Raw genomic sequence first — 20,517 nt, forward strand, 5'->3', positions numbered from 1 at the left:
TACATCGGGCCTGAGGCGCTGGTCAGCGTTTCAGGCCTTTTTGTTTTCCAGCGCGTAGCGGCTTTGTACCAGCCCGAAGTCCCAGCTGCGCGTGTCCAGATGGCGCAGCTGTACCTCGGTGTGCCCCGCACCCAGCGGGCCAAACAGTGGCAGACCGTTGCCCAGCAGCACCGGAATGCGGGTGAGGGTGATTTCATCGAGCAAACCCGCCGCAATGAACGATTGCACGGTCAGGCCACCATCCACATAAAGCCGTGTCTGGCCTTGGCGCTGGGCGTGGGCAAGCAGCTCAGCAGGCGTGCCCTGAAAAAGTTGTACGCCTGCAGGTGCGTCGGGCAATGCCTGCACAGTGCGGCTGAGTACATAGACCGGCTTGTCATACGGCCAGGGTGTAAAGCCGCGCACTGTTTCATAGGTGTTGCGGCCCATGACCAGTGCATCAATGCCCTGCATGAACGCGGCATAGCCACAGTCTTCGGGCGGGGTGATGCGGGCCTGGGCTGCGTTCAGCCAGTCCAGATTTCCATCGGGGCGGGCAATAAAACCGTCAAGGCTGGTGGCAATGTAGGCGTAACAGGGCATGGTTTGGCTCAATTCAGACAGGGGACGTGGTGCTTGCTGACAGCCATTTTCCGCCATGAATGGTGTTGCAGACCCAGATGCCAAGGGGCCAGCAACTATTTATGCCTGTGTACAGCCTTGTATGGTTGATGGCCAGCCAGCTGCGATCTGTCAGGCAGTACTGCCTTCGATCAGGCGCTTTCCAGCCACGGCGTTATTTCATGCTCTTGCAGCGCAGGCAGTCCAAATTTTTCGCGGGTGTCGTGGCAGCCATAAGAGGCAAAGGGAAAGTCGCGGCACGGGCGTGAGCGCTGCTCATAAATGCCGCAGCCCACACAGCCTTCGCCCAGATGGGGCAGATCGCTCAGTGCGGCGCATCGCACGGGGTGCCGTTCGGTGCCGTTCATGCGGGCGCGGTTGCCTTTGGCGGGTACTTCATGGGCCAGATGGTCGGGCACGGTGCCGCCCATGGATTGCAGCTCGTAGATGGAAAACTCGACGCGGTAGTTCTGGCAGCACTTGCCGCACAGCAGGCAAGGGTGAATGGCTTCGGACATGGTGGGGGAAGCGGTGAAGAGCTTGGTTTCGATAGGCAAAAAAATAAAGGCGCACAGCAGACATCGCCGTGTCGCGGGTGGACGCCTAACTGCATAAGCAAGGCACAGGCCAGCCCACGGCAAAGCGCATGCATGCCATGTGAAAAAAGTAAGAAAAGGCCCTAGGTGTGGCCGAGCAGGTAGCGCGGCGTTTTCAGCAAGTGGCTGCAGGCGATGGAGTGCAGCGCGCTGCTGCAGCGTGACATGCGGCGCAGATCCAGGGTGCGCGTACCGCTGGCTGAGCAGGAAAAGGGGCGCTGGCCGCGCAGGACTGTGATGGTGCTGCGGGGTTTAAATAAAAAAAGAGCTGCTAACGCTGATCCTGCCTTGCTTTGCAAACGAAAGACGTGTGAAAGCTTTAGCAGGCGCGCGTAAGCAGCTCCTGTTTTTGTGAGAGGCGTGCAAAAGGCGCGCATCACGGTCATGGCATGGCGATAGGCGTTAATCCGCCTGCTTGCCCAGCAGCAGGTACTCCATGAGCGCCTTTTGCACGTGCATGCGGTTTTCTGCCTCGTCCCAGACCACGGACTGCGGGCCGTCAATCACATCGGCCTGTACCTCTTCCCCGCGGTGGGCTGGCAGGCAGTGCATGAACACGGCTTCGGGCTTGGCGGCGGCCATCATTTCCTGGTCCACACACCAGTCGGCAAATGCCTTCTTGCGTGCTTCGTTTTCAGCCTCGTAGCCCATGCTGGTCCACACGTCGGTGGTGACCAGATCAGCACCCTTGCACGCTTGCAGCGGGTCTTTGAACACTTCATAGCAGCCTGGGTTGACGGGCTTGCCACTGAAGGCCAACTGCTCGTTCACTTCATAGCCGCCGGGCGTAGACAGGTGCACCTTGAAGCCCAGCAGGTCTGCTGCCTGCAGCCAGGTGTTGGCCATGTTGTTGCCATCGCCCACCCAGGCGACAACCTTGCCCTTGATGGAGCCGCGGTGCTCAATGAAGGTAAAGATGTCGGCCAGAATCTGGCAGGGGTGGAACTCGTTGGTCAGGCCATTGATGACGGGCACGCGCGAATATTGGGCAAAGCGCTCAATCTTGTCCTGGCCATAGGTGCGGATCATGACCAGGTCGGTCATGCGGCTGATGACGCGTGCGCTGTCTTCAATCGGCTCAGCGCGGCCCAGCTGGCTGTCGCCCGTGGTCAGGTGAACAACGGAGCCACCCAACTGGTACATGCCGGCTTCAAAGCTGACACGGGTGCGGGTGCTGGCCTTCTCGAAAATCATGGCCAGCGTGCGGTCGCTGAGCGTGTGGTGCTTTTCGTAGCCCTTGAACTTTTGCTTGATCAAGGCGGCGCGGGCCAGCAGGTAGTCGTATTCGTCGGCGCTAAAGTCGCTAAATTGCAGGTAATGCTTCATGCACGATTCCTTGGGGTCAGGCAGCCAGCAAGGCTTGTACCAGAGGTTTGAGCTTGGCGACGATTTCGTCTGCTTCGGCTTCGCTCAGGATCAGTGGTGGCACGATGCGGATCACGGTCTCAGAGGTCACGCTCAGCAGCAAACCGGCTTCAGCGGCCTGACCGATCAGCTGGCCGCAGGGTTTGGCCAGCTCCACGCCAATCATCAGGCCCTGGCCGCGCACTTCGACAAAGCCTTCAATGCCACCCAGCTCGGCTTGCAGCTTGGCCTTCAGGTAGTCACCCACCTGGGTGGAGTGGGCCAGCAAGCCGTCTTGTTCCATGATGCGGATGGTTTCGACCCCTGCACGCATGGCCAGCGGGTTGCCACCAAAGGTAGAGCCGTGGTTGCCCGCCTTGAGCACTTCGGCAGCCGCCTTGTGTGCAACGACAGCACCAATCGGCACGCCCGAGCCCAGGCCCTTGGCCAGGGTCATCACATCGGCCGTGATGTCAGCCCACTGGTGGGCAAACCACTTGCCGGTGCGGCCCATGCCGGCTTGCACCTCGTCCATGATCAGCAGCCAGCCATTGGCATCGCACAGTGCGCGCACCTTCTTGAGGTAGTCGGCACGCATGGGGTGCAGGCCGCCTTCGCCCTGGATGGGCTCCATCATCACGGCCACAATGTTGGGGTTGCCTTCGGTGGCCTCGACCAGTGCTTCGTAGTCGTTGGGGGCCACACGGGTGAAACCGTCCAGCAAGGGGCCAAACCCATTGCGCACTTTGGGGTTGGCCGTGGCGCTCATGGTGGCAATCGAGCGGCCATGGAATGCATGGTCATAGACCACGATTTCAGGCTTTTCAATGCCCTTGTCGACACCGTACTTGCGGGCAATCTTGATGGCCGCTTCGTTGGCTTCCAGACCTGTATTGCAAAAGAACACATTGGTCATGCCTGCACGCTCAGTCAGCAGCGCGGCCAGTGTTTCCTGGCCCGGCACATGGTAGTAGTTGGATGTGTGGATGAGCTTGGTCAGCTGCTCTTGCAGCGCGGGCACCAGCTTGGGGTGGTTGTGGCCCAGTGTGTTCACGGCAATGCCACCCAGTGCATCCAGATATTCCTTACCGTTCACATCCCATACTCGGCAGCCTCGGCCGTGCTCCAGCGCGATAGGTACGCGGCCGTAGGTGGGCATTACGTGGGGCGAGGCAGCCTCAATGTGAGCGGTCATTACATCAATCTCCGGATATGACAGTCGTGGCACAACTTTTGCGAGCTTCAACAAAAGACAAGAGAACGATTCTAGGGCCCTGCAAGCAAGGCCACATGCTTTTGCTGCATATTTGGATGAATCCTCTACATGGTTTCAATCCCCCGTGCCATGTTCCTGTCTTATATAAGAGTTAGAATTGCGACCATGGTGTCCACGATGGCGATCCCGATTGGCACCCTTTTTACCCAGATTTACCCTGATGGTTTCCCCAAGCTCCAAAGAACTGTTCATCCAAGGCGTGACCTTGGACGGAAAAACCTTTCGCCCCAGTGACTGGGCCGAACGATTGGCGGGAGTGATGAGTCAGTTTCGCCCCGGTGGTGCCCAGCGCGGCAGCCATCTGGGTTATTCCACATGGTGCATCCCTACCACGATGAACGGCATCAAGTGCGTGGTGGTGCACCGCGACTTGCAGGCCCATGAACCCATGGCCTGGGATTTTGTACTGAACTTCGCCCGCGATAACCATCTGCAAGTGGCAGAGGCCTGCCTGATTCCTGACGAGGCCCCTGATCGCAAGAAGGGGTGAGCCCCTCTCGACTGCATGGACACGCTGTACCAGCCAAGGCTTCCAAGGGGAAGCTTTTTTGTTTCTGCGACAAGAGCAAGTCGCACCGGTTTTCACGATGGCAGGCAGCCGTTGTTTAGCAGCCGGGCTTGGCGCCAGCCGCCCCAGCGGTAGTAGATCAGTAACATTAGCAGCGACATCACGGCGCTCAGTGGAAAGCTCCACCACAGCGCATTCAGTCCCCACAGGGGCTGTAATCCCCAGGCCAGTGGCAGGCGCACACCCCAGAGGGCTGCGGCCAGGATAGCCAGCGGCATCAGCACTGCTCCCGTGGAACGCACGACCCCTGCGAGTACGTTGCTGATACCCAGTAGCGCGAACGAGCCCAGCACGATGCGGTTGATGTCAAGTGCAGGCTCCAGAGCGGCGCTGCCTTCGGGCAGGAACAGGGCAAGTACCTGGCGTTCAAAGGTCAGGGCCAACGCGATGCAGATGCCCGTCAGCAGCAAATGGCAGGCCACACCCGCGCGGGCTGTGTGTGCCACACGCGCCCATTGGCCTGCCCCAATGCTCTGGGCAGCCATGGTGGTGCAGGCTGAAGCCACGGCAATCGCAGGCATCTGCACATAGGTCCACAGTTGCAGTGCTGCGCTGTAGGCGGCAGAGGTTTGGGCGCCATGGGCGTTGACCAGACTGAGCATCAGCACCAAAGAGAGCGAGACCACGAGCATCTGCAGTCCCATGGGCAGGCCTTTGGTGACCAGACAGCGCACCAGGGCGGGCGCTGGACGCAGGTAGTGGCGTTGGCGCCAGCCTATCCACAGTGGCACACGGCGCCAGCGCAGCCAAGTCAGCAGTCCCAGCAACCCTAAGCTGTTGGCCACCAGGGTGGCCAAGGCAGAGCCTGCGATGCCCCAGGCGGGAATTGGGCCTGCGCCAAAGATGAGCAAGGGGTTGAGCGCAGCATCGCCTGCGGCAACGGCCAGCAGTGCAATAAAGGGCGTGCGGCTGTCCCCTGTGCCGCGCAGCACGGCGGCCACAAATATCAGTAGCAGCATGGGCGGCAGTGCCAGGAACAGCATTCGCAGGTAATCGACCGCCAGTGTTGCGGTGGCAGCATCCGCACCCATAGCGCGTAGCAACGGGGCAGCCAGCGGCCAGCCCAAGGTTGCCATGAGCAGGGATACTGCCAGAAACAGGCCTGCACTCGTGCCCGTGGTGCGCCGTGCCAAGCGCCACTGGCCCGCACCCACAGCCTGTGCCACCAAAAGGTTGGTGGCCTGGCTGATGCCAAACACCAAGGCGATCAGCATGAACAGCAGGTTGTTGGCATGCACGGCGGCGGACAATGCAGCTTCACCCAGGTGGCGGCCGATCCAGAATGCATTGACCGAGGTGTTGAGCGACTGCAGAACGTACCCGCCCCACAGGGGCATGGCAAAACGCATCAGTGCGCGGCCAGTCGGGCCGTGGGTCAGGGGGCGGTGCATGCAAAAGAAGCAGACGGGTAGTGCTGGGTGTCCCAAGAAAAAACCCCGCGCGGCACAGGCCGGCGGGGTATACCGGCATGGCCGGTGTCTGGGGAACCAGGCTTAGAGTGCCTGCATTTCCTTGTTCAGTTGCGTGGGGTTTTGGGGTGCGGCGGGTGCAGCCTCAGGTTTCACGGCGGGAGTGTCTGTCTGCTTGCCCACGGTCGGTGGCACATCCAGATATGGCAGCTTCAGGGCCGAGCTGGTCATGCGACGAATTTCGTTGGTATAGCCTGCGTCATCGTTGATCTTTTTGCCGTATGAGGGCACGATCTTTTGGATGTGGTTCTTCCACTCGGTGCTGGCCATTTGCTCAGGGAAGGACTTCTTGAGCAGGTTCAGCATGATGTGGGGTGCGGTAGAAGCGCCGGGCGATGCTCCCAGCAACGCAGCGATGCTGCCGTCTTGCGAGCCGACGATCTCTGTGCCGAACTGCAATACAGCGCCCTTTTCGGGATCGCGTTTGATGATTTGCACGCGCTGGCCAGCTGTCACCAGGCGCCAGTCTTCACGCTTGGCGTGGGGGAAGTACTCTTGCAGCACTTGCTGGCGGTCTTCATCTGTGAGCTCGGCCTGTTGCAGCAGGTACTGAACCAGGTCCAGATTGTGGATACCCACGCGCAGCATGCCCATCAGGTTGTCGTGGTTGACCGAGGAGAACAGGTCCCACCATGAGCCGTACTTGAGGAACTTGGTTGTAGCCAGTGCAAAGGGGCCAAACAGCATCACAGGCTGACCGTCGAGCTGGCGAGCATCCAGATGGGGTACTGACATGGGGGGCGAGCCGGTGGAGGCAATGCCGTAGGCTTTGACATCGTGGCGTTTTGTGAGCTCCGGGTTCTCAATCGCCAGAAACTGTCCGCCGACAGGGAAGCCTGCGTAGTTCTTGGATTCCGGAATGCCCGAGGCTTGCAGCATTTTGAGCGCAGCACCACCGGCACCTACGAAAACGAACTTGGCTTTGATGGTTTTTTCCTGGCCAGCGTTGGCCAGGTCGGCCACGGTTACGTTCCAGGTCTTGTCGGCATTCTGGCGCAGGGCAGTCACTTCGCTTTGCAGGTGCAATTTGAAGTTGGCCGTCTTTTGCAAAGATGCCATCAACTGTTGCGTCCACACGCCGTGGTTCACGTCAGTGCCCAAAGGCATATAAGTGGCGGCGATCTTCTGTGCCGGGTCACGGCCTTCGATCATCAGTGGTGCCCACTGTTTGATTTTCTCTTGGTCCTCGGAATATTCCATGCCGTAGAACAGAGGGTTCTGGATCAGGGCTTCTTGGCGTTTCTTCAGGAAGCTAATGTTGTCCTCACCCCAGACAAAGCTCATGTGGGGTGTGGCGTTCACGAAGGTTTCAGGCGCCTGCAGGTGGCCGCGGCCAACCTGGTGAGCCCAGAACTGGCGTGTTACCTCGAACTGCTCGGCAATGCCGATGGCACGCTTGGTTTCCACGCTGCCATCAGGCAACTGAGGGGTGTAGTTCAGTTCGGCAAAACCGGAGTGGCCCGTGCCCGCGTTGTTCCAGCCATAGGTGCTCTCCAGAGCCACGCCGTCAAGGCGCTCGAAGACTTCCATCTTCCAGTCGGGCTGCAGCTCCTGCAGATAAGTGGCCAGCGTGGCGCTCATTGCGCCTGCGCCCACCATCACCACGTCCACCGGCTGCTCGTTCTCTGCCTTGGGAACTGAACGGGGGAACAGTGGCCAGTTTAAAAATAACAAGGCCGCCAGGATCAGGGTCGCAACAACGCCCAATCCTATTTTGATTGACTTTTTCATGACTCTTCGAGGCTGGATGACAAAAAAAGCCTGCGCGCATGTGGCAGGCTTTTGTGTTGATTCAGAAAGCAGGTCATATAGATGACACAAGACTTTTCGACCTCAAATTATCTTTGATCAATAAAAAATTGATGCTAATCAATTGGTATTAGTACTAATCTGATAAGCGGTTTGCACGCGTTCGTATGGGATGCACGCTGGCGTGCGTTCAATGGCCGATGTACAGGCAACAAAAAACCGCCCGAAGGCGGTTTGATGTTTCGCTGGCAGCGCACCCGTAGCAAACGGCGGATGGCCAGGCCATCCGGGCGATGCCTAAATGTGGATTAGGCGGCCAGTGCCAAGGCTTTAACCTTGGACGACAGGCGGCTCTTATCGCGAGCAGCCTTGTTCTTGTGGAAGATGCCCTTGTCGGACACGGTATCCAGCACGGACTGAGCCTTGGCAAACAGTTCGGTAGCCTTCACCTTGTCGCCGGCCAGGACAGCCTTCTCGACGTTCTTGACAGCAGTACGGTACTTCGAACGCAGCGATGTGTTCGCAGCGTTCAGCTTGACGTTTTGGCGAGCGCGCTTGCGGCCGGAGGCCAGGCGGGGGTTCTTTTTGGCTTTAGTTGCCATGATGTATTCCTTGAGTTGTCTGTGGATGATGCCAGCGAAGCCCGCGATTATAGCAACGCTTGCGAGGGCTTGCAGTAGATGGCGTGCGCACCACAAGTGGGCGCTGTGATTTATTTGGTGCATGTGCTGCATGTGATGCACCAGATTGGTGTTTTTGAGGTTGGAGCCCTAAACGGCACAACGTAACGGATTGCTGCTTTGCTGCGCGCTGCGTGTCAGCCGAGGTTTGGCATAGCTACACTGCCGGGGTGTCACTTCTCAAATCCGCCTCCACTGTTTCGTTGATGACCCTGGCCTCCCGGGTCACAGGTCTGGCCCGTGATCTGATCATGGCCTCCATGTTCGGGGCCAATGCGCTCACGGACGCCTTCAACGTCGCCTTCCGTATTCCTAACCTGTTTCGGCGCTTGTTTGCCGAAGGGGCGTTCAGCCAGGCCTTTGTTCCTGTGCTGGCGACCACCAAGACCCAGGAGGGCGAGGAGCGAACGCGCGCATTGATTGGCAATGTTGCCACCGTGCTGTTTTGGGTGCTGCTGCTGACGTGCGTGGTGGGCGTGGCAGGTGCTCCGGTATTGGTATGGCTGCTGGCCAGTGGCTTTGAAAGCGGGCATGCCCAAGAAGCAGCAGTGCTGATGACGCGCTGGATGTTCCCCTACATCGGCTTCATGTCCATGGTGGCGCTGTGTGCTGGGGTGCTCAATACCTGGAAACAGTTTGCGGTACCCGCGGTCACGCCGGTCTTGCTGAACGTTTGCATGATTGGTGCAGCCTTGCTGCTGGCTCCATGGCTGGATCGCCAGGGCATTGAGCCCATATATGCCATGGCCGCAGGCGTTGTGCTCGGTGGCGTGCTCCAGTTGGGTGTGCAGTTACCCGTGCTGAAAAAACTGGGTTTGCTGCCCCGCATTGGCCTCACGCCTTCGGCCATCAAGGCCGCGTGGAGCGACGGTGGTGTGCGCCGCATCCTGTCACTGATGCTGCCTGCCCTGCTGGGGGTGGGGGTGGCGCAGGTCAGCCTGATGATTAATACGCAAATTGCGTCCTACCTGACACCGGGCAGTGTGACGTGGCTGTTTTACGCCGATCGGTTGATGGAGTTTCCCACCGCGCTGCTGGGGGTGGCGCTGGGTGTTGTGCTGACACCGCAGCTGGCGTCGGCCAAAGCGGCGGGCGATGCGCAACGCTACTCCGATATGCTCGACTGGGGTCTGCGTCTGGTGGTGCTGCTGGCGGTGCCCTGTGCCGTGGGGCTGCTGGCATTTGCCGAGCCATTGGTGGCCACCTTGTTTCACCGTGGTGCGCTGCAAAGCAGCGACGTTTCCAAAATCGCTTTGGCGCTGGTTGGCTATGGGGCCGGACTGGTCGGTCTGGTGGCAATCAAGGTCTTGGCGCCCGGCTACTTTGCCAGTCAGGACATGCGCACGCCGGTGAAGATTGCTGTGGCTGTGTTGGTGCTGACTCAAATCATGAATGCGGTCTTGGTGCCCTGGATTGCGCATGCGGGCCTGGCACTGTCTATTGGGCTGGGTGCACTGGTTAACGCGGTGTGGCTGCTGGTTGGCCTGCTGCGCCGCGGTGCCTACAAACCTGTTGTGGGCTGGGGCAAATACCTGCTGCAGGTGGCCGCTGCAGCCATGTTGCTGGGTGCTTTTTTGGGATGGGGTGCGCACCAGTGGGACTGGAAGGCTTTGCAAGCCCATGAGTGGCAGCGCATTGGATTGATGACGCTGATGCTGGCTGGCTCAGCAGCCATTTACTTTGGAGCACTGTGGGCTTCGGGCTTGAAGCTGCGCCGTTTGCTGCGTCGCTGATGGTGTCTATACCGTGACAAGGGCTTTGCAGTTCGATAAATCACGGTAGAGTGCGCAGCATGTCGTTCAATTTCGAAGTCCCTTCTGCGCTTGACCACTTCCAGTGTCTGGTTGGCCACGATGTGGCCTTTCCGTTGCTGGAGGCGGCGGCCAGTCTGGCGCAAGAGGCTGTGCCGGAGCTGGACGTACAGGACGTTCTGTTTCAGGTCGATGGCTTGGCTGAGCGCCTGCGTAAGACCATTCCCTGGGGCGCAACGGCGATGCAGCGCCACTTCATGCTCAATGAGTTTTTTTACGAAAAACTCGGGTTCGCAGCCAATGCCAACGACTTTACAGATCCGTCCAACAGCTACATGCACCATGTGCTGCAAACGCGCCGGGGCATTCCCATTTCTCTGGCGGTGCTGTGGATGGAGCTGGCGTGGGGGATTGGCCTGAAGGTCGATGGCATTTCTTTTCCCGGACACTTTTTGGTGAAGGTGCGTGTGGATGAGGGCATCATCATTCAAGACCCTCTGACTGGGCGCGGCCTGACGCAGAACATGCTGTCGGAGCGGCTGGAGCCTTTTCGTGAAGGCTGGGGGCTGGCAGAGGACGATATCGCACCGCTGCATATGTTTTTGGTGCCTGCCAGTGGCGCAGAGATCATTGAGCGCATGCTGCGCAATCTCAAAAGCATCTACGTGCAGGACGGTCAGCAACCGTTGCTGCTGGGCGTGCTCAACCGGCTGATTATTCTGAGCCCCAAGCATGCGGACAACTACCGTGACCGTGGTCTGGTGCTGGCTCAAATGGGGCAGCGCAATGATGCCTTGCGCGATTTGCAAACCTATGTGCGCATGGCACAAGCCCCCCATGACTTAAGCTTGATTGAGGCACGGATCGAGTTGCTGCGAGCTGCTCGATAAAGGCGATGGGGTTGCGCGGGTTTATAAAAAAATAGAGCGCATGGCGCTCTATTTTTAATGGTTTCAAAGTGATTTGTATCTGAACTGCTTTAAATGCATGCGCAGACAGCTCTCTTTTTAATTGCTCACACAAGCCTGGATGCTTCCAGCTCTTTCTTGAGGTAAGCATAAAACAGCGGGGCAGCCACCAGGCCTGCAGGGCCAAAGACCGATTCGGCCACAAACATCACGGTCAGCAGCTCCCAGACGGCCATGTGTGTGCGCTGACCCACCACCTTGGCGTTGATGACGTATTCGGCTTTGTGAATCAAGATCAAAAAGCCCAGACACACAGCAGCAGCCACGGGTGAGACGGACAGGCCCACAATGGTCAGCACCACGTTGCAAAACAGATTGCCAACGATAGGGATCAGGCCGGCCACAAAGGTCAGCATGATGAGTGCTGGTGTATAGGGCAGAGCCATGTCCAGCGCAGGCAGGATGAACAGCAAGAAAATGGCGGTGAGCGAGGTGTTGAACAGCGCAATCCAGAACTGCGCGGCCACAATTTGGCGAAATGCTTCGCCCAGCAGCATGACACGGCGCTGCAGTGCCTGCGTCAGCGGTGCGCGCGGAGCAATCCGGGGACGAACGGCTGCCAGCGCACCAATCAGCAGGCCCATGTAGGCATGCAGCAAACCACCCAGCCATGCCTTGCCAGCAGAAGCCAGGCTGCCTGCTTTGGTGGCCAGATAGGTGGCAATGGTTTGCTGAATCTCAGCAGCCCCCTGGGGCAGCATGGTGCCCAGCTCTGCGGGCAGTTTTTGGCGCAGCTCCAGCACGGTGTTGGCCAGGTAGTCCAGCAGCTCTTTGTACTGGTGGGGAATGTCGGTCAGGTAGCCGCGCGAGTGGGTCAGCGCAATAGCCAGCCAGATCAGGGGGGCAATGGACACCAGTGTGGCTGCAGTCACCTGGGCCCAGCGATCCGGCGTGGGGCCCGGAGGGCGGCGATCAATCAGTGACAGTATCGAGGCCAGACCACGCGTCAATAAAAAGCCCAGGCATGCGCAAAGCAGCCCGGGCAGCAGTTTTTGCCACATGACCAGCAGCAGCGTGCAGGCCATGAGCAGGTAGCTGGCGATCATCACACCGCGAGAAGGCGCGGCAGGGGGGGGGCAAACGGTTGAAAGTTGATGCTGATTCCCCATATGTGACGATCTGTAGAAGTGTTTACAAAACTTGGACGGCAGCGCCTTCGCTGCGTTGCGTAATGTTACCGATCGTATAGACCGTTTCACCCAGTTGGCGCAAAGTTGCTGCAGTGGCCTCGGCTTCTTGCGCGTCAACCACCACCACCATGCCAATGCCGTTGTTGAAGGTGCGGTTCATTTCCACATCATCAATGCCGGCGGTTTTTTGCAGCCAGGCAAACAATTCGGTCTGTGGCCAGCTGCCGGCCTTCAGGTCAGCGCCTGTGCCTTCGGGCAGCACACGGGGAATGTTTTCCAGCAAGCCGCCGCCGGTGATGTGGGCCAGTGCCTTGATGGGGTGCTGGGCCAGCGCAGTCAGTACGTTCTTGACGTACAGGCGTGTGGGCTCCATCACGGCTTGCTTGAAGGGCTTGCCATCCAAAGTAGCGGGAACATTGCCTTGGCTTTCAGCGCGTTCAATGCACTTGCGCACCAGCGAGAAGCCGTTGGAGTGCACGCCTGCAGAGGCCAGGCCGAGCACCACGTCGCCAGGCTTGACGTTCTGGCCAGTCAAAATTTTGGACTTTTCCACGGCGCCCACAGCAAAACCTGCCAGGTCGTATTCGCCAGCGGGGTACATGCCGGGCATCTCAGCGGTTTCACCACCGATCAGTGCACAGCCGGACAGCTCGCAGCCCTTGGCAATACCGCCCACTACGGCTGCAGCGGTGTCTACATCCAGCTTGCCGCAGGCAAAGTAGTCCAGGAAGAACAGTGGCTCGGCGCCTTGCACCAGCACATCGTTGACGCTCATGGCAACCAGATCGATGCCCACGGTGTCGTGCATGTTCCACTCAAATGCCAGACGCAGCTTGGTGCCCACACCATCGGTGCCGGAGACCAGAACGGGTTCTTTGTAACGCTTGGGCACTTCAAACAGCGCACCGAAGCCGCCAATGCCTGCCATCACGCCTTCACGCATGGTTTTCTTGGCCAAGGGCTTGATGCGCTCAATCAGTGCGTCGCCCGCGTCGATGTCAACGCCAGCGTCTTTGTAAGAAATGGGGGTAGATTGGGAGGCAGAGGAGCTCATGGGATAGATCTGTGCAGGGATGGTGCCCGGGCGGGTGCAGGGCAGGGGCCGATTCTAAGTCGATACCCAGTGACATGTCCTTCATGCCGCTGTGTCATAGCAGGGCATCGCGGGTTATAAGAACCCGCTTGGCAGCTCTTTGCTAGTGCCAAGAGCAAGCCTGTGTCTGTGGAATTGGCGGAAGCAGACTAAAATAGACCCTTGTACCGCACACTTTTGGTTACTTTTATGTCCCTTGCCACTTGGCTGCAAAGGGTTTCGTTCTTTTTCTTCATGCCCACGTTGCTGCTTTTGACTGCATTTTTTTTGCATTTTCGCTTGCGTAATCGCTGGCAAGACGTATCGACGGCATGCCCTCTATGAAGCAGTTGGCGCTGGATATTGGCTTGCCCACAGGGCCATCCCTTTCGCGCTTTTATGCTGGCCGCAATGCGCCGGTGGTCAGTCATCTGCAAAACTGGGTCAACGATGGCTTTGGTGCCGCCCAGCGCTCGCCCGTACCGACTTACCTTTGGGGGGCTTCAGGCTCGGGCAAAACCCATTTGCTCAAAGCAGTGCGCGAAATGCTGCGTGAGCAAGGTGCCCAGGTGGGCTGGCTGGATGCATCGACCGGTTTTCCACCTGAGTTCGATGAGCGCTGGTCGGCCGTGCTGATGGATGACGTGCACCTGTACACGCCCATGCAGCAAGCCCGTGCCTTTAACTGGTTTGTGAACGCCATCAATCCGCCCAGCGGCTCTCCACGGTGGATTTTGTCGGCCGGAGATACGCCGCCAGCTGCGATGGAGGTGCGTGACGACCTGCGCAGCCGTCTGGGCTGGGGCCATGTGTTCCAACTGCATGTGCCCAATGAGGAAGAGCGCCGAGAGGTGCTGAAGACGGAAGCCGCGGCGCGTGGTGTGACCTTGAGTGCCGATGTGGTGGACTACATGCTCAAACGCTTTTCGCGTGATCTGGCCAGCTTGATGCAGTTGCTGGACATGCTCGACGAATTTGCTTTGCGCAATAAGCGTGCAATCACCATTCCCTTGCTCAAAACCATGCTGGAGACTGAATAAGCATGACGCAGTAGTGCGCCACGCTTGCAGTTTTCGCTCTTATTGAAAGCATTCATGTCTTCTGTCACCCAGATACTGCGGCCTCGCTTGGCACTGTTTGACCTTGACCACACGTTGATTCCCATGGACTCTGACCATGGCTGGGGAGAGTTTTCGATTGCCATTGGCTGGAGTGACCGTGCAGAGTTTGGTCAGCGTAATGACGAGTTTTTTGCGCATTACCAGGCAGGCACATTGAATGTGCACGACTATGTGCGTTTTGCCACCGAAGCGGTGGTGCAGCGGGGTGCTGATGCAGCCAACGCTGCGCACCAGCGTTTCATGCAGGAAGTGATTGGCCCTGCCATCAAGCCCCAAGCCATTGCGCTGGTGCAAAACCATCTGGATGCGGGTGATACCGTGGTGATCACATCGGCCACCAATGAGTTTGTAACCCGCCCGATTGCCCAGGCATTTGGCGTGCAGGAGTTGATTGCCACCGATTTAGAGCGTGATGCCACTGGCTGGTATACGGGTGCGGTCAAAGGCATACCCAATATGCGCGAAGGCAAGGTGGCGCGCATGGATGCCTGGCTGGCACAGCGCGGGCTGAGCTGGGATGAGGTGGAATCCACCTTCTATAGCGACTCCATGAACGACGTGCCTTTGCTGGAGCGGGTCAATCACCCTGTTGCCACCAACCCCGAGCCCCGTTTGCGTGCATTGGCGCAAGAGCGCGGCTGGCGCGTCCTGGATCTGTTTACTGAGAACACATGATTAAGACCATCATTGATAAATTGCTGGGCAAAGAGCCCGCCTCCCGTTCGCGCAAGCCGCGTTTTGGCAAGCGTGAAGAGGTGCCGGCCAGTGTGCACGGCATTGATCTTCAACTGGTGGATCCGCGCGCGATCGATGTCGTGCGCACGCTCAAAGACGAAGGCTATGAGGCCTACGTTGTGGGCGGTGCTGTGCGTGACTTGCTCCTGGGCCTGCGCCCCAAAGACTTTGACGTAGCCACCAATGCCACGCCCGAGCAGGTCAAGCACCTGTTTCGCCGTGCCTTCATCATTGGCAAACGTTTCCGCATCGTGCACGTGGTGTATGGCCGTGGCCGTGAGCATGAGGTCATTGAGGTTTCCACCTTCCGTGCCTTCCTGGACAACAGCCTGGCTGAACAGGTCAGCGGCAATGAGCGCACCAGCAAACTGGCTTTGGCGCACATGAAGCATGCCGTAGATGCCAGTGGCCGTGTGCTGCGCGACAACGTCTGGGGCCCGCAGGACCAGGATGCCACGCGCCGCGACTTCACGGTCAATGCCATGTACTACGACCCGGAAACGCAGGTTGTGGTCGATTTTCACAAGGGCATTCAGGACGCACAAAAACGTGTGCTGCGCATGATTGGTGACCCCACCACGCGTTACCGCGAAGACCCGGTGCGCATCATTCGTGCCGTGCGTTTTGCGGCCAAGCTCAGCCCCCTGGGTTTCAAGATTGAGCCCAAGACAGCCAAGCCTCTGGTGGAGTCAGAGCATTTGCTCAAGGACGTGCCCCAAAGCCGTTTGTTTGACGAAATGCTCAAGCTGCTGCAGACCGGCCATGCGCTGGCCTCGATCGAGCAGCTTAAAAAGCTGGGTCTGGCCAAAGGGATTTACCCCTTGCTGGATGTGGTGGTTGAGCGTGCAGAGCATCCATTTGTCAAAGCGGCGCTGGCCGATACCGACCGCCGCGTGGGCGAGGGCAAGCCGGTAGCTCCCAGCTTCATGCTGGCCTGCGTGCTGTGGCAAGACGTGAAAAATGGCTGGGAGCAGCGGCTGAAAAAAGGCTTTCATGCATTCCCGGCGCTCAACGATGCGATTGACGAAGTCTTTGACCAGCGCATTGGCGATGTCTCTGGCCGCGGCAAGCTGGCGGCCGACATGCGCGAGATCTGGATCATGCAGCCACGCTTTGACAAGCGCACGGGCGCTACGCCCTTTGGCATGGTGCTGCAGGCCCGCTTTCGTGCAGGTTTTGACTTTATGCGCCTGCGTGCAGACGTGGGTGAAGTGGAAGAAGCCCTGGCCGAGTGGTGGCAAGAATTTCAAACCGCAGACGATGCCCGCCGCGAAGATTTGGTAGCCCAGGTGCGCGAAGAGCAGCGACAAAAGCAAAAGGCGACGCAACCTGCTCGCCGTGTACCGCGCAAGGTAGAGGCTGCTGAGTCGCCACTGGATGACATGGCAGCACAAAGCACCAGTGAGCTGGGTGATGCGCCGGCCAAAAAACGCCGCCGTCGCCGCCGTAAACCGGCGGGCAATAGTCAAGCCGCCGCTGCTGACAGCTCACAAGCATGACCGTGCGTGTGTATGTAGGGCTGGGTGCCAACCTGGGCGACCGGGGAGAAGCCTTGCTGCATGCTTTAAAGGGCATGGCCGCTTTGCAAGGTACGCGGTTGCTGTCGGTCTCTTCGCTCTACAGCAGTGCACCCGTGGATGCCACAGGGCCGGATTATTTGAACGCCGTGGCCGCGCTAGACACGGAGCAAGCGCCGCAGGCTTTTTTGCAGGCCTTGCAGATGCTGGAGCAGGCTGCAGGGCGCGAGCGCCCTTATCGCAATGCCCCGCGTACGCTGGATCTGGATATTTTGCTGTGGGGCGATGAACGCATGCATGGCGTGGCGCTGACGGTGCCCCATCCGCGCATGAATGAGCGTGCGTTTGTGCTGCTGCCCCTGCAAGAGCTGGATGCGCGCTTGGTCAGTCAAGAGCAGCTGGCGGCTGTGGCCGACCAGCGCATTATGGTTGCCCAGAATGCGCAGTGGGCAGCCAGTGCCCTTCACAGCTAGGCTGCAGCCTCTGCACTTGCAAAAAAGCGCGGTCCTGGGTAGCCAGGACCGCGCTTTTTTGATGATGTTTTAAAAATAGTAGCTGCTTTCGCTTATGAGTACTAGTTTTCAGTATGTTTTCATATTGAAAACGTTTACCTGTAAGCGCTGATAGCTATTTTTTTATTTAATCTCTGCAATCAATTCAATCTCAACGCAAGCGCCCATGGGGATTTGGGCCACGCCAAAGGCGCTGCGTGCGTGCTTGCCCTGGTCGCCAAACACTTCGGCCAGCAGCTCGGAGCAACCGTTGGTGACCAGATGCTGCTCAGTGAAGGTGGGGGTGGAGTTGACCAGGCTCATCACTTTGACAATGCGCTGTACACGGTTCAAGTCACCACCACAGGCCGCTTGCAGTGTGCCCAGCAAATCCACGGCCACAGCACGCGCAGCTTGCTTGCCTTCTTCGGTAGAAATATTGGCACCCAGCTGGCCTGTCCAGGCTTGGCCGTCTTTGCGGGCAATGTGGCCACTCAAAAACACCAGGTTTCCGGTTTGCACAAAAGGCACGTAGGCGGCAGCAGGGATGGAGACAGGGGGCAAGTTGATCTGGAGGGCTTGGAGTCGGTCGTAAATGTTCATGGTGTTGTTCCTTTCGTCTTGTCTGTCGTAGCGGGTGAACTGTGCAAACTGTGCAATCGGCTTTGCCTGCACAGCGTTGTGCCTGCATGCTTGGCAGTATGCCAAGACATTGCACAGTTTCTACACACCTTCCTGCGACGGGTGTCTGCGGGATGTGCGGTGTGGTGGCTGGCGTGGCGTTACAACTGCAGCAGGCACAGCTTGGGCCCATGTGGCTATATGTAGCTGCGGTGGTTGCGGTTGTGGTGGCGGCGCTGGCGCTGTGGCGCCGGCCGGGCTGGCGCAAAGCTGCAGTGTATGTGCTGCTGGGTGCCGGGCTGGCATGGGGTCTTACGGGCTGGCGTGCCACCGTGTTTCAGGCGCAGCGCATGCCTGCAGCATGGGAGGGGCGCGATGTCCGGGTGAAGGGTGTGATTACGGAGATGCCCCAGCCCGTTGCGCGTGGCGTGCGCTTGCGCTTTCAGGTGGAGCAAGCGTTGTCTTTGCAAGACCCCCCGCAGGCAGTCCCGCTGCCACAGCGCATTGCATTGTCCTGGTATGGCGATACACCGACACAGGGTTTGCGTGCCGGGCAGCGCTGGGAGTGGACGGTGCGCTTGAAAGCCCCGCATGGGGAACGCAACCCTCATGGCATGGATTGGGAGCTGTGGTCATGGAGCCAGGGCATTCAGGCCACGGGCTATGTGCGCCACGGCCCCCGTGACAGCCCCCCCAATTGGTTGAAGCAGACGGGATATGCACAGGTGGCGCAGTGGCGTGGCCATCTGCACCGAGCCATGCAAGCGCCCAAAGATGCATCGCAGCGGCAGCGCGATTCTTTCGGTGTGGTGCAGGCCTTGGTCACGGGGGCGCAGTCCAGCATCAGCCGCAGCGACTGGCAACTGTTTCGAGACACGGGCGTGGCCCACCTGGTGAGCATCAGTGGATTGCACATCACCATGTTTGCCTGGCTGGCGATGGCCGTTGTCAACCTGCTGTGGCGGCGCAGTCCCCGACTGTGCCTGCAATGGCCTGCACCTGTGGCAGCTGCATGGGCGGGGCTGATGCTGGCGGCAGCCTATGCGGTGTTCAGCGGCTGGGGGATTCCGGCTCAGCGAACCATTGGCATGCTGTGCGTGGTGGTGGTGCTGCGCAGCCTGGGGCGCAGCTGGCCATGGCCTTACGTGTGGCTGGGCGTGCTGACCGCTGTGGTGCTGGTCGACCCATGGAGTTTGCTGCAAGCAGGGTTCTGGCTCAGTTTTGTGGCCGTGGGTGTGCTCTTTGCCACGCAGCCTCAAGATCGCAATGTGCCTGATCGGCGCTGGCGGCATGCCGGCATGCGCTTGTTGCGTGAGCAGGCTGTGGTGGGTCTGGCGCTGTCACCGCTGACGCTGCTGCTGTTTGGGCAGATTTCAGTGGTCGCAATGATTGCCAACCTGTGGGCCATTCCGTGGGTGACGCTGGTGGTGACGCCGCTGTCCATGCTGGGGGCTTTTTGGCCACCGCTGTGGACAGCTGCCGCGCACAGCGTGACCGCCATGGTATGGCTGCTGGAGCAGATGGTGACTTGGCCAGTGGCGGTGCTGTACTTTGCCCAGCCCGCGTGGTGGGCGGGATTGGCGGGGCTGCTAGGGTGTCTGTGGCTGGTAATGCCCTGGGGCTGGCGCTGGCGTGCGCTGGGCCTGCCGCTGATCGTGCCGATGCTGTGGTGGCAAAGCGCAGTACCGCCGTGGGGGCACTTTGATCTGCTGGCTCTGGACGTAGGCCAGGGCAGCGCGGTGTTGCTGCGCACGCAGCAGCACAGCTTGCTGTTTGATGCAGGGCCGCAGTGGTCAGCGCAGTCCGATGCCGGTGAGCGCATTGTGGTGCCCGGGCTGCGTGCGCTGGGTGTTGTGCCGACCGCCATGATGGTCAGTCACAAAGACCGTGACCATGCAGGAGGTGCTGCGTCAGTGCAGCAAGCTTTTGTACGCATGCAGTGGATGGGATCCGGCGGCGTGCCGTGCCAGGCAGGGCAGTCCTGGACATGGGATGGGGTCAGGTTTGTGGTGCTGTTTCCTTTTGAAGGCTCCAGTCCAGGCAAGACCACCAAAAGCAACGCCACCAGTTGCGTGCTGCAAGTGCAAAGCCATGCGGGGTCTCGTGCGCTGCTGACGGGCGATATCGAAGCGGCGCAAGAAAGAGCGTTGCTGCGGGCAGGTGCTGACGTTCAGTCCGATGTGCTGCTGGTGCCGCACCATGGCAGCAAAACATCATCGAGCACGAATTTTCTGAACCGGGTGCAGCCCAAGGTGGCCATTGTGCAGTCGGGCTATCGCAACCGGTTTGGGCACCCCGTGGCGGCGGTGGTTCGCCGGTACCAGGAGCGCAATGTCAACTTGGTCAGCACGCCCAGCTGTGGCGCTGCGCACTGGCGCTCCTGGAGCCCAGAATCGGTGCTGTGCGAGCGAGCCATAACCCCGAGGTACTGGTCGCCAGCTGCGCCTGAGTGACCAAGTGCTTTAGCGCTTTAACGCGGTGCTGTGTTGAGTGCCAGTTGGGGTATCCCTGTGGCGTGCCTTGCATGCCGCGCCACTGAACGATGGTGGGATAGTGCGACCATTTCCTGTGTTTTTCAGTCCCCATGCTGCGGAGTTGGCTGCACATTCCACAGACCATCTGCAGGGCGCATGGCACACCATTTGGCGACGAATACAACCTGCTAGATGTGCACAGGTGAGCTGGGCTGGCAACCCTTTACAGGAGCCGCTTGAGTGCGGCCACAGCTCTATAGTGCATTGCCGATAGATTGCCCCTGCCGTGGTGGCTTTCGCTGCGTTAAGCGCAGCTATCATGCTTGGCGATCCATTCAGAAACACTGCATAAGTG

The 20,517-nt window shown here is 59.2% G+C and carries 19 protein-coding genes; 8 read left to right on the forward strand and 11 right to left on the reverse strand.

Translation table 11 applies throughout. From position 1 onward, the window contains the following. Positions 1 to 30: 30 nt before the first annotated feature. The 5 genes from IB213_RS04365 to IB213_RS04385 form a co-directional block, all read right to left on the reverse strand. Positions 31 to 582 carry a dihydrofolate reductase family protein gene (locus IB213_RS04365; protein ID WP_192405510.1) on the reverse strand — a complete coding sequence of 184 codons (552 nt, stop codon included), beginning with the start codon at positions 580 to 582 and terminating at the stop codon, positions 31 to 33. Between the two features lie 170 nt (positions 583 to 752). Beyond that, positions 753 to 1,118 (reverse strand): YkgJ family cysteine cluster protein, encoded by a 366-nt coding sequence (locus IB213_RS04370; RefSeq protein ID WP_192405511.1) that lies wholly within the window; start codon positions 1,116 to 1,118, stop codon positions 753 to 755. Positions 1,119 to 1,279: 161 nt separating this feature from the next. Further along, complete coding sequence (locus IB213_RS04375) at positions 1,280 to 1,582, reverse strand: hypothetical protein (RefSeq protein WP_192405512.1); 303 nt, start codon at positions 1,580 to 1,582, stop codon at positions 1,280 to 1,282. A 16-nt stretch (positions 1,583 to 1,598) separates the two neighbouring features. After that, on the reverse strand, positions 1,599 to 2,522 hold the full coding sequence (gene argF, locus IB213_RS04380; RefSeq protein ID WP_192405513.1) for an ornithine carbamoyltransferase: 924 nt from the start codon (positions 2,520 to 2,522) through the stop codon (positions 1,599 to 1,601). Positions 2,523 to 2,538: 16 nt separating this feature from the next. Beyond that, complete coding sequence (locus tag IB213_RS04385; RefSeq protein WP_192405514.1) at positions 2,539 to 3,735, reverse strand: aspartate aminotransferase family protein; 1,197 nt, start codon at positions 3,733 to 3,735, stop codon at positions 2,539 to 2,541. 241 nt (positions 3,736 to 3,976) lie between these two features. Between IB213_RS04385 and IB213_RS04390 the strand changes: the two genes are divergently transcribed. Continuing rightward, a complete protein-coding gene (locus tag IB213_RS04390; RefSeq protein WP_191723599.1) occupies positions 3,977 to 4,306 on the forward strand; it encodes a DUF3579 domain-containing protein in 330 nt (109 codons plus the stop codon). Between the two features lie 92 nt (positions 4,307 to 4,398). Here the strand turns inward: IB213_RS04390 and IB213_RS04395 are convergent, their stop codons facing one another. The 3 genes from IB213_RS04395 to rpsT all read right to left on the reverse strand — a co-directional run bounded on the left by IB213_RS04395 (position 4,399) and on the right by rpsT (position 8,204). After that, complete coding sequence (locus IB213_RS04395) at positions 4,399 to 5,775, reverse strand: MATE family efflux transporter (protein WP_192405515.1); 1,377 nt, start codon at positions 5,773 to 5,775, stop codon at positions 4,399 to 4,401. 102 nt (positions 5,776 to 5,877) lie between these two features. Further along, on the reverse strand, positions 5,878 to 7,584 hold the full coding sequence (mqo, locus tag IB213_RS04400; RefSeq protein ID WP_192405516.1) for a malate dehydrogenase (quinone): 1,707 nt from the start codon (positions 7,582 to 7,584) through the stop codon (positions 5,878 to 5,880). 326 nt (positions 7,585 to 7,910) lie between these two features. Next, complete coding sequence (gene rpsT, locus IB213_RS04405; protein WP_191723602.1) at positions 7,911 to 8,204, reverse strand: 30S ribosomal protein S20; 294 nt, start codon at positions 8,202 to 8,204, stop codon at positions 7,911 to 7,913. Positions 8,205 to 8,452: 248 nt separating this feature from the next. Between rpsT and murJ the strand changes: the two genes are divergently transcribed. Beyond that, a complete protein-coding gene (gene murJ, locus IB213_RS04410; protein WP_192405517.1) occupies positions 8,453 to 10,015 on the forward strand; it encodes a murein biosynthesis integral membrane protein MurJ in 1,563 nt (520 codons plus the stop codon). Positions 10,016 to 10,074: 59 nt separating this feature from the next. Then, positions 10,075 to 10,923: a SirB1 family protein gene (locus tag IB213_RS04415; RefSeq protein ID WP_191723604.1), complete on the forward strand. Its 849-nt coding sequence runs from the start codon at positions 10,075 to 10,077 to the stop codon at positions 10,921 to 10,923. A 125-nt stretch (positions 10,924 to 11,048) separates the two neighbouring features. On the opposite strand, the gene IB213_RS04420 is transcribed toward IB213_RS04415, so the two are convergent. After that, positions 11,049 to 12,110: an AI-2E family transporter gene (locus tag IB213_RS04420; RefSeq protein ID WP_192405518.1), complete on the reverse strand. Its 1,062-nt coding sequence runs from the start codon at positions 12,108 to 12,110 to the stop codon at positions 11,049 to 11,051. 22 nt (positions 12,111 to 12,132) lie between these two features. After that, a complete protein-coding gene (gene purM / locus IB213_RS04425) occupies positions 12,133 to 13,185 on the reverse strand; it encodes a phosphoribosylformylglycinamidine cyclo-ligase (protein ID WP_191723606.1) in 1,053 nt (350 codons plus the stop codon). Positions 13,186 to 13,544: 359 nt separating this feature from the next. On the opposite strand from purM, the gene hda reads away from it, so the two are divergent. From hda to folK, 4 genes are read left to right on the forward strand one after another with little or no spacing between them, the layout of a single operon-like run. Beyond that, entirely contained in the window at positions 13,545 to 14,243 is a 699-nt protein-coding gene (gene hda / locus IB213_RS04430) for a DnaA regulatory inactivator Hda (RefSeq protein WP_191723693.1), read from the forward strand. A 54-nt stretch (positions 14,244 to 14,297) separates the two neighbouring features. Continuing rightward, positions 14,298 to 14,999 carry an HAD family phosphatase gene (locus IB213_RS04435; RefSeq protein ID WP_192405519.1) on the forward strand — a complete coding sequence of 234 codons (702 nt, stop codon included), beginning with the start codon at positions 14,298 to 14,300 and terminating at the stop codon, positions 14,997 to 14,999. Then, positions 14,996 to 16,558, forward strand: a complete 1,563-nt coding sequence (gene pcnB / locus IB213_RS04440) for a polynucleotide adenylyltransferase PcnB (RefSeq protein ID WP_192405520.1) — start codon at positions 14,996 to 14,998, stop codon at positions 16,556 to 16,558. Before IB213_RS04435 ends, pcnB begins: the two co-directional genes overlap by 4 nt. Next, the gene (gene folK, locus IB213_RS04445) at positions 16,555 to 17,049 is read left to right on the forward strand and encodes a 2-amino-4-hydroxy-6-hydroxymethyldihydropteridine diphosphokinase (protein WP_192405521.1); all 495 of its coding nucleotides are present in this window, start codon (positions 16,555 to 16,557) and stop codon (positions 17,047 to 17,049) included. Before pcnB ends, folK begins: the two co-directional genes overlap by 4 nt. A gap of 162 nt (positions 17,050 to 17,211) precedes the next feature. On the opposite strand, the gene IB213_RS04450 is transcribed toward folK, so the two are convergent. Further along, complete coding sequence (locus tag IB213_RS04450) at positions 17,212 to 17,670, reverse strand: RidA family protein (protein WP_191723610.1); 459 nt, start codon at positions 17,668 to 17,670, stop codon at positions 17,212 to 17,214. Positions 17,671 to 17,843: 173 nt separating this feature from the next. Here IB213_RS04450 and IB213_RS04455 point away from each other — a divergent pair, with 173 nt between their 5' ends. Next, on the forward strand, positions 17,844 to 20,141 hold the full coding sequence (locus tag IB213_RS04455) for a DNA internalization-related competence protein ComEC/Rec2 (RefSeq protein ID WP_370551164.1): 2,298 nt from the start codon (positions 17,844 to 17,846) through the stop codon (positions 20,139 to 20,141). Positions 20,142 to 20,517 lie beyond the last annotated feature (376 nt).

Source organism: Comamonas sp. CMM02 (assembly GCF_014851485.1).
Lineage (GTDB): Bacteria > Pseudomonadota > Gammaproteobacteria > Burkholderiales > Burkholderiaceae_C > Comamonas > Comamonas avium.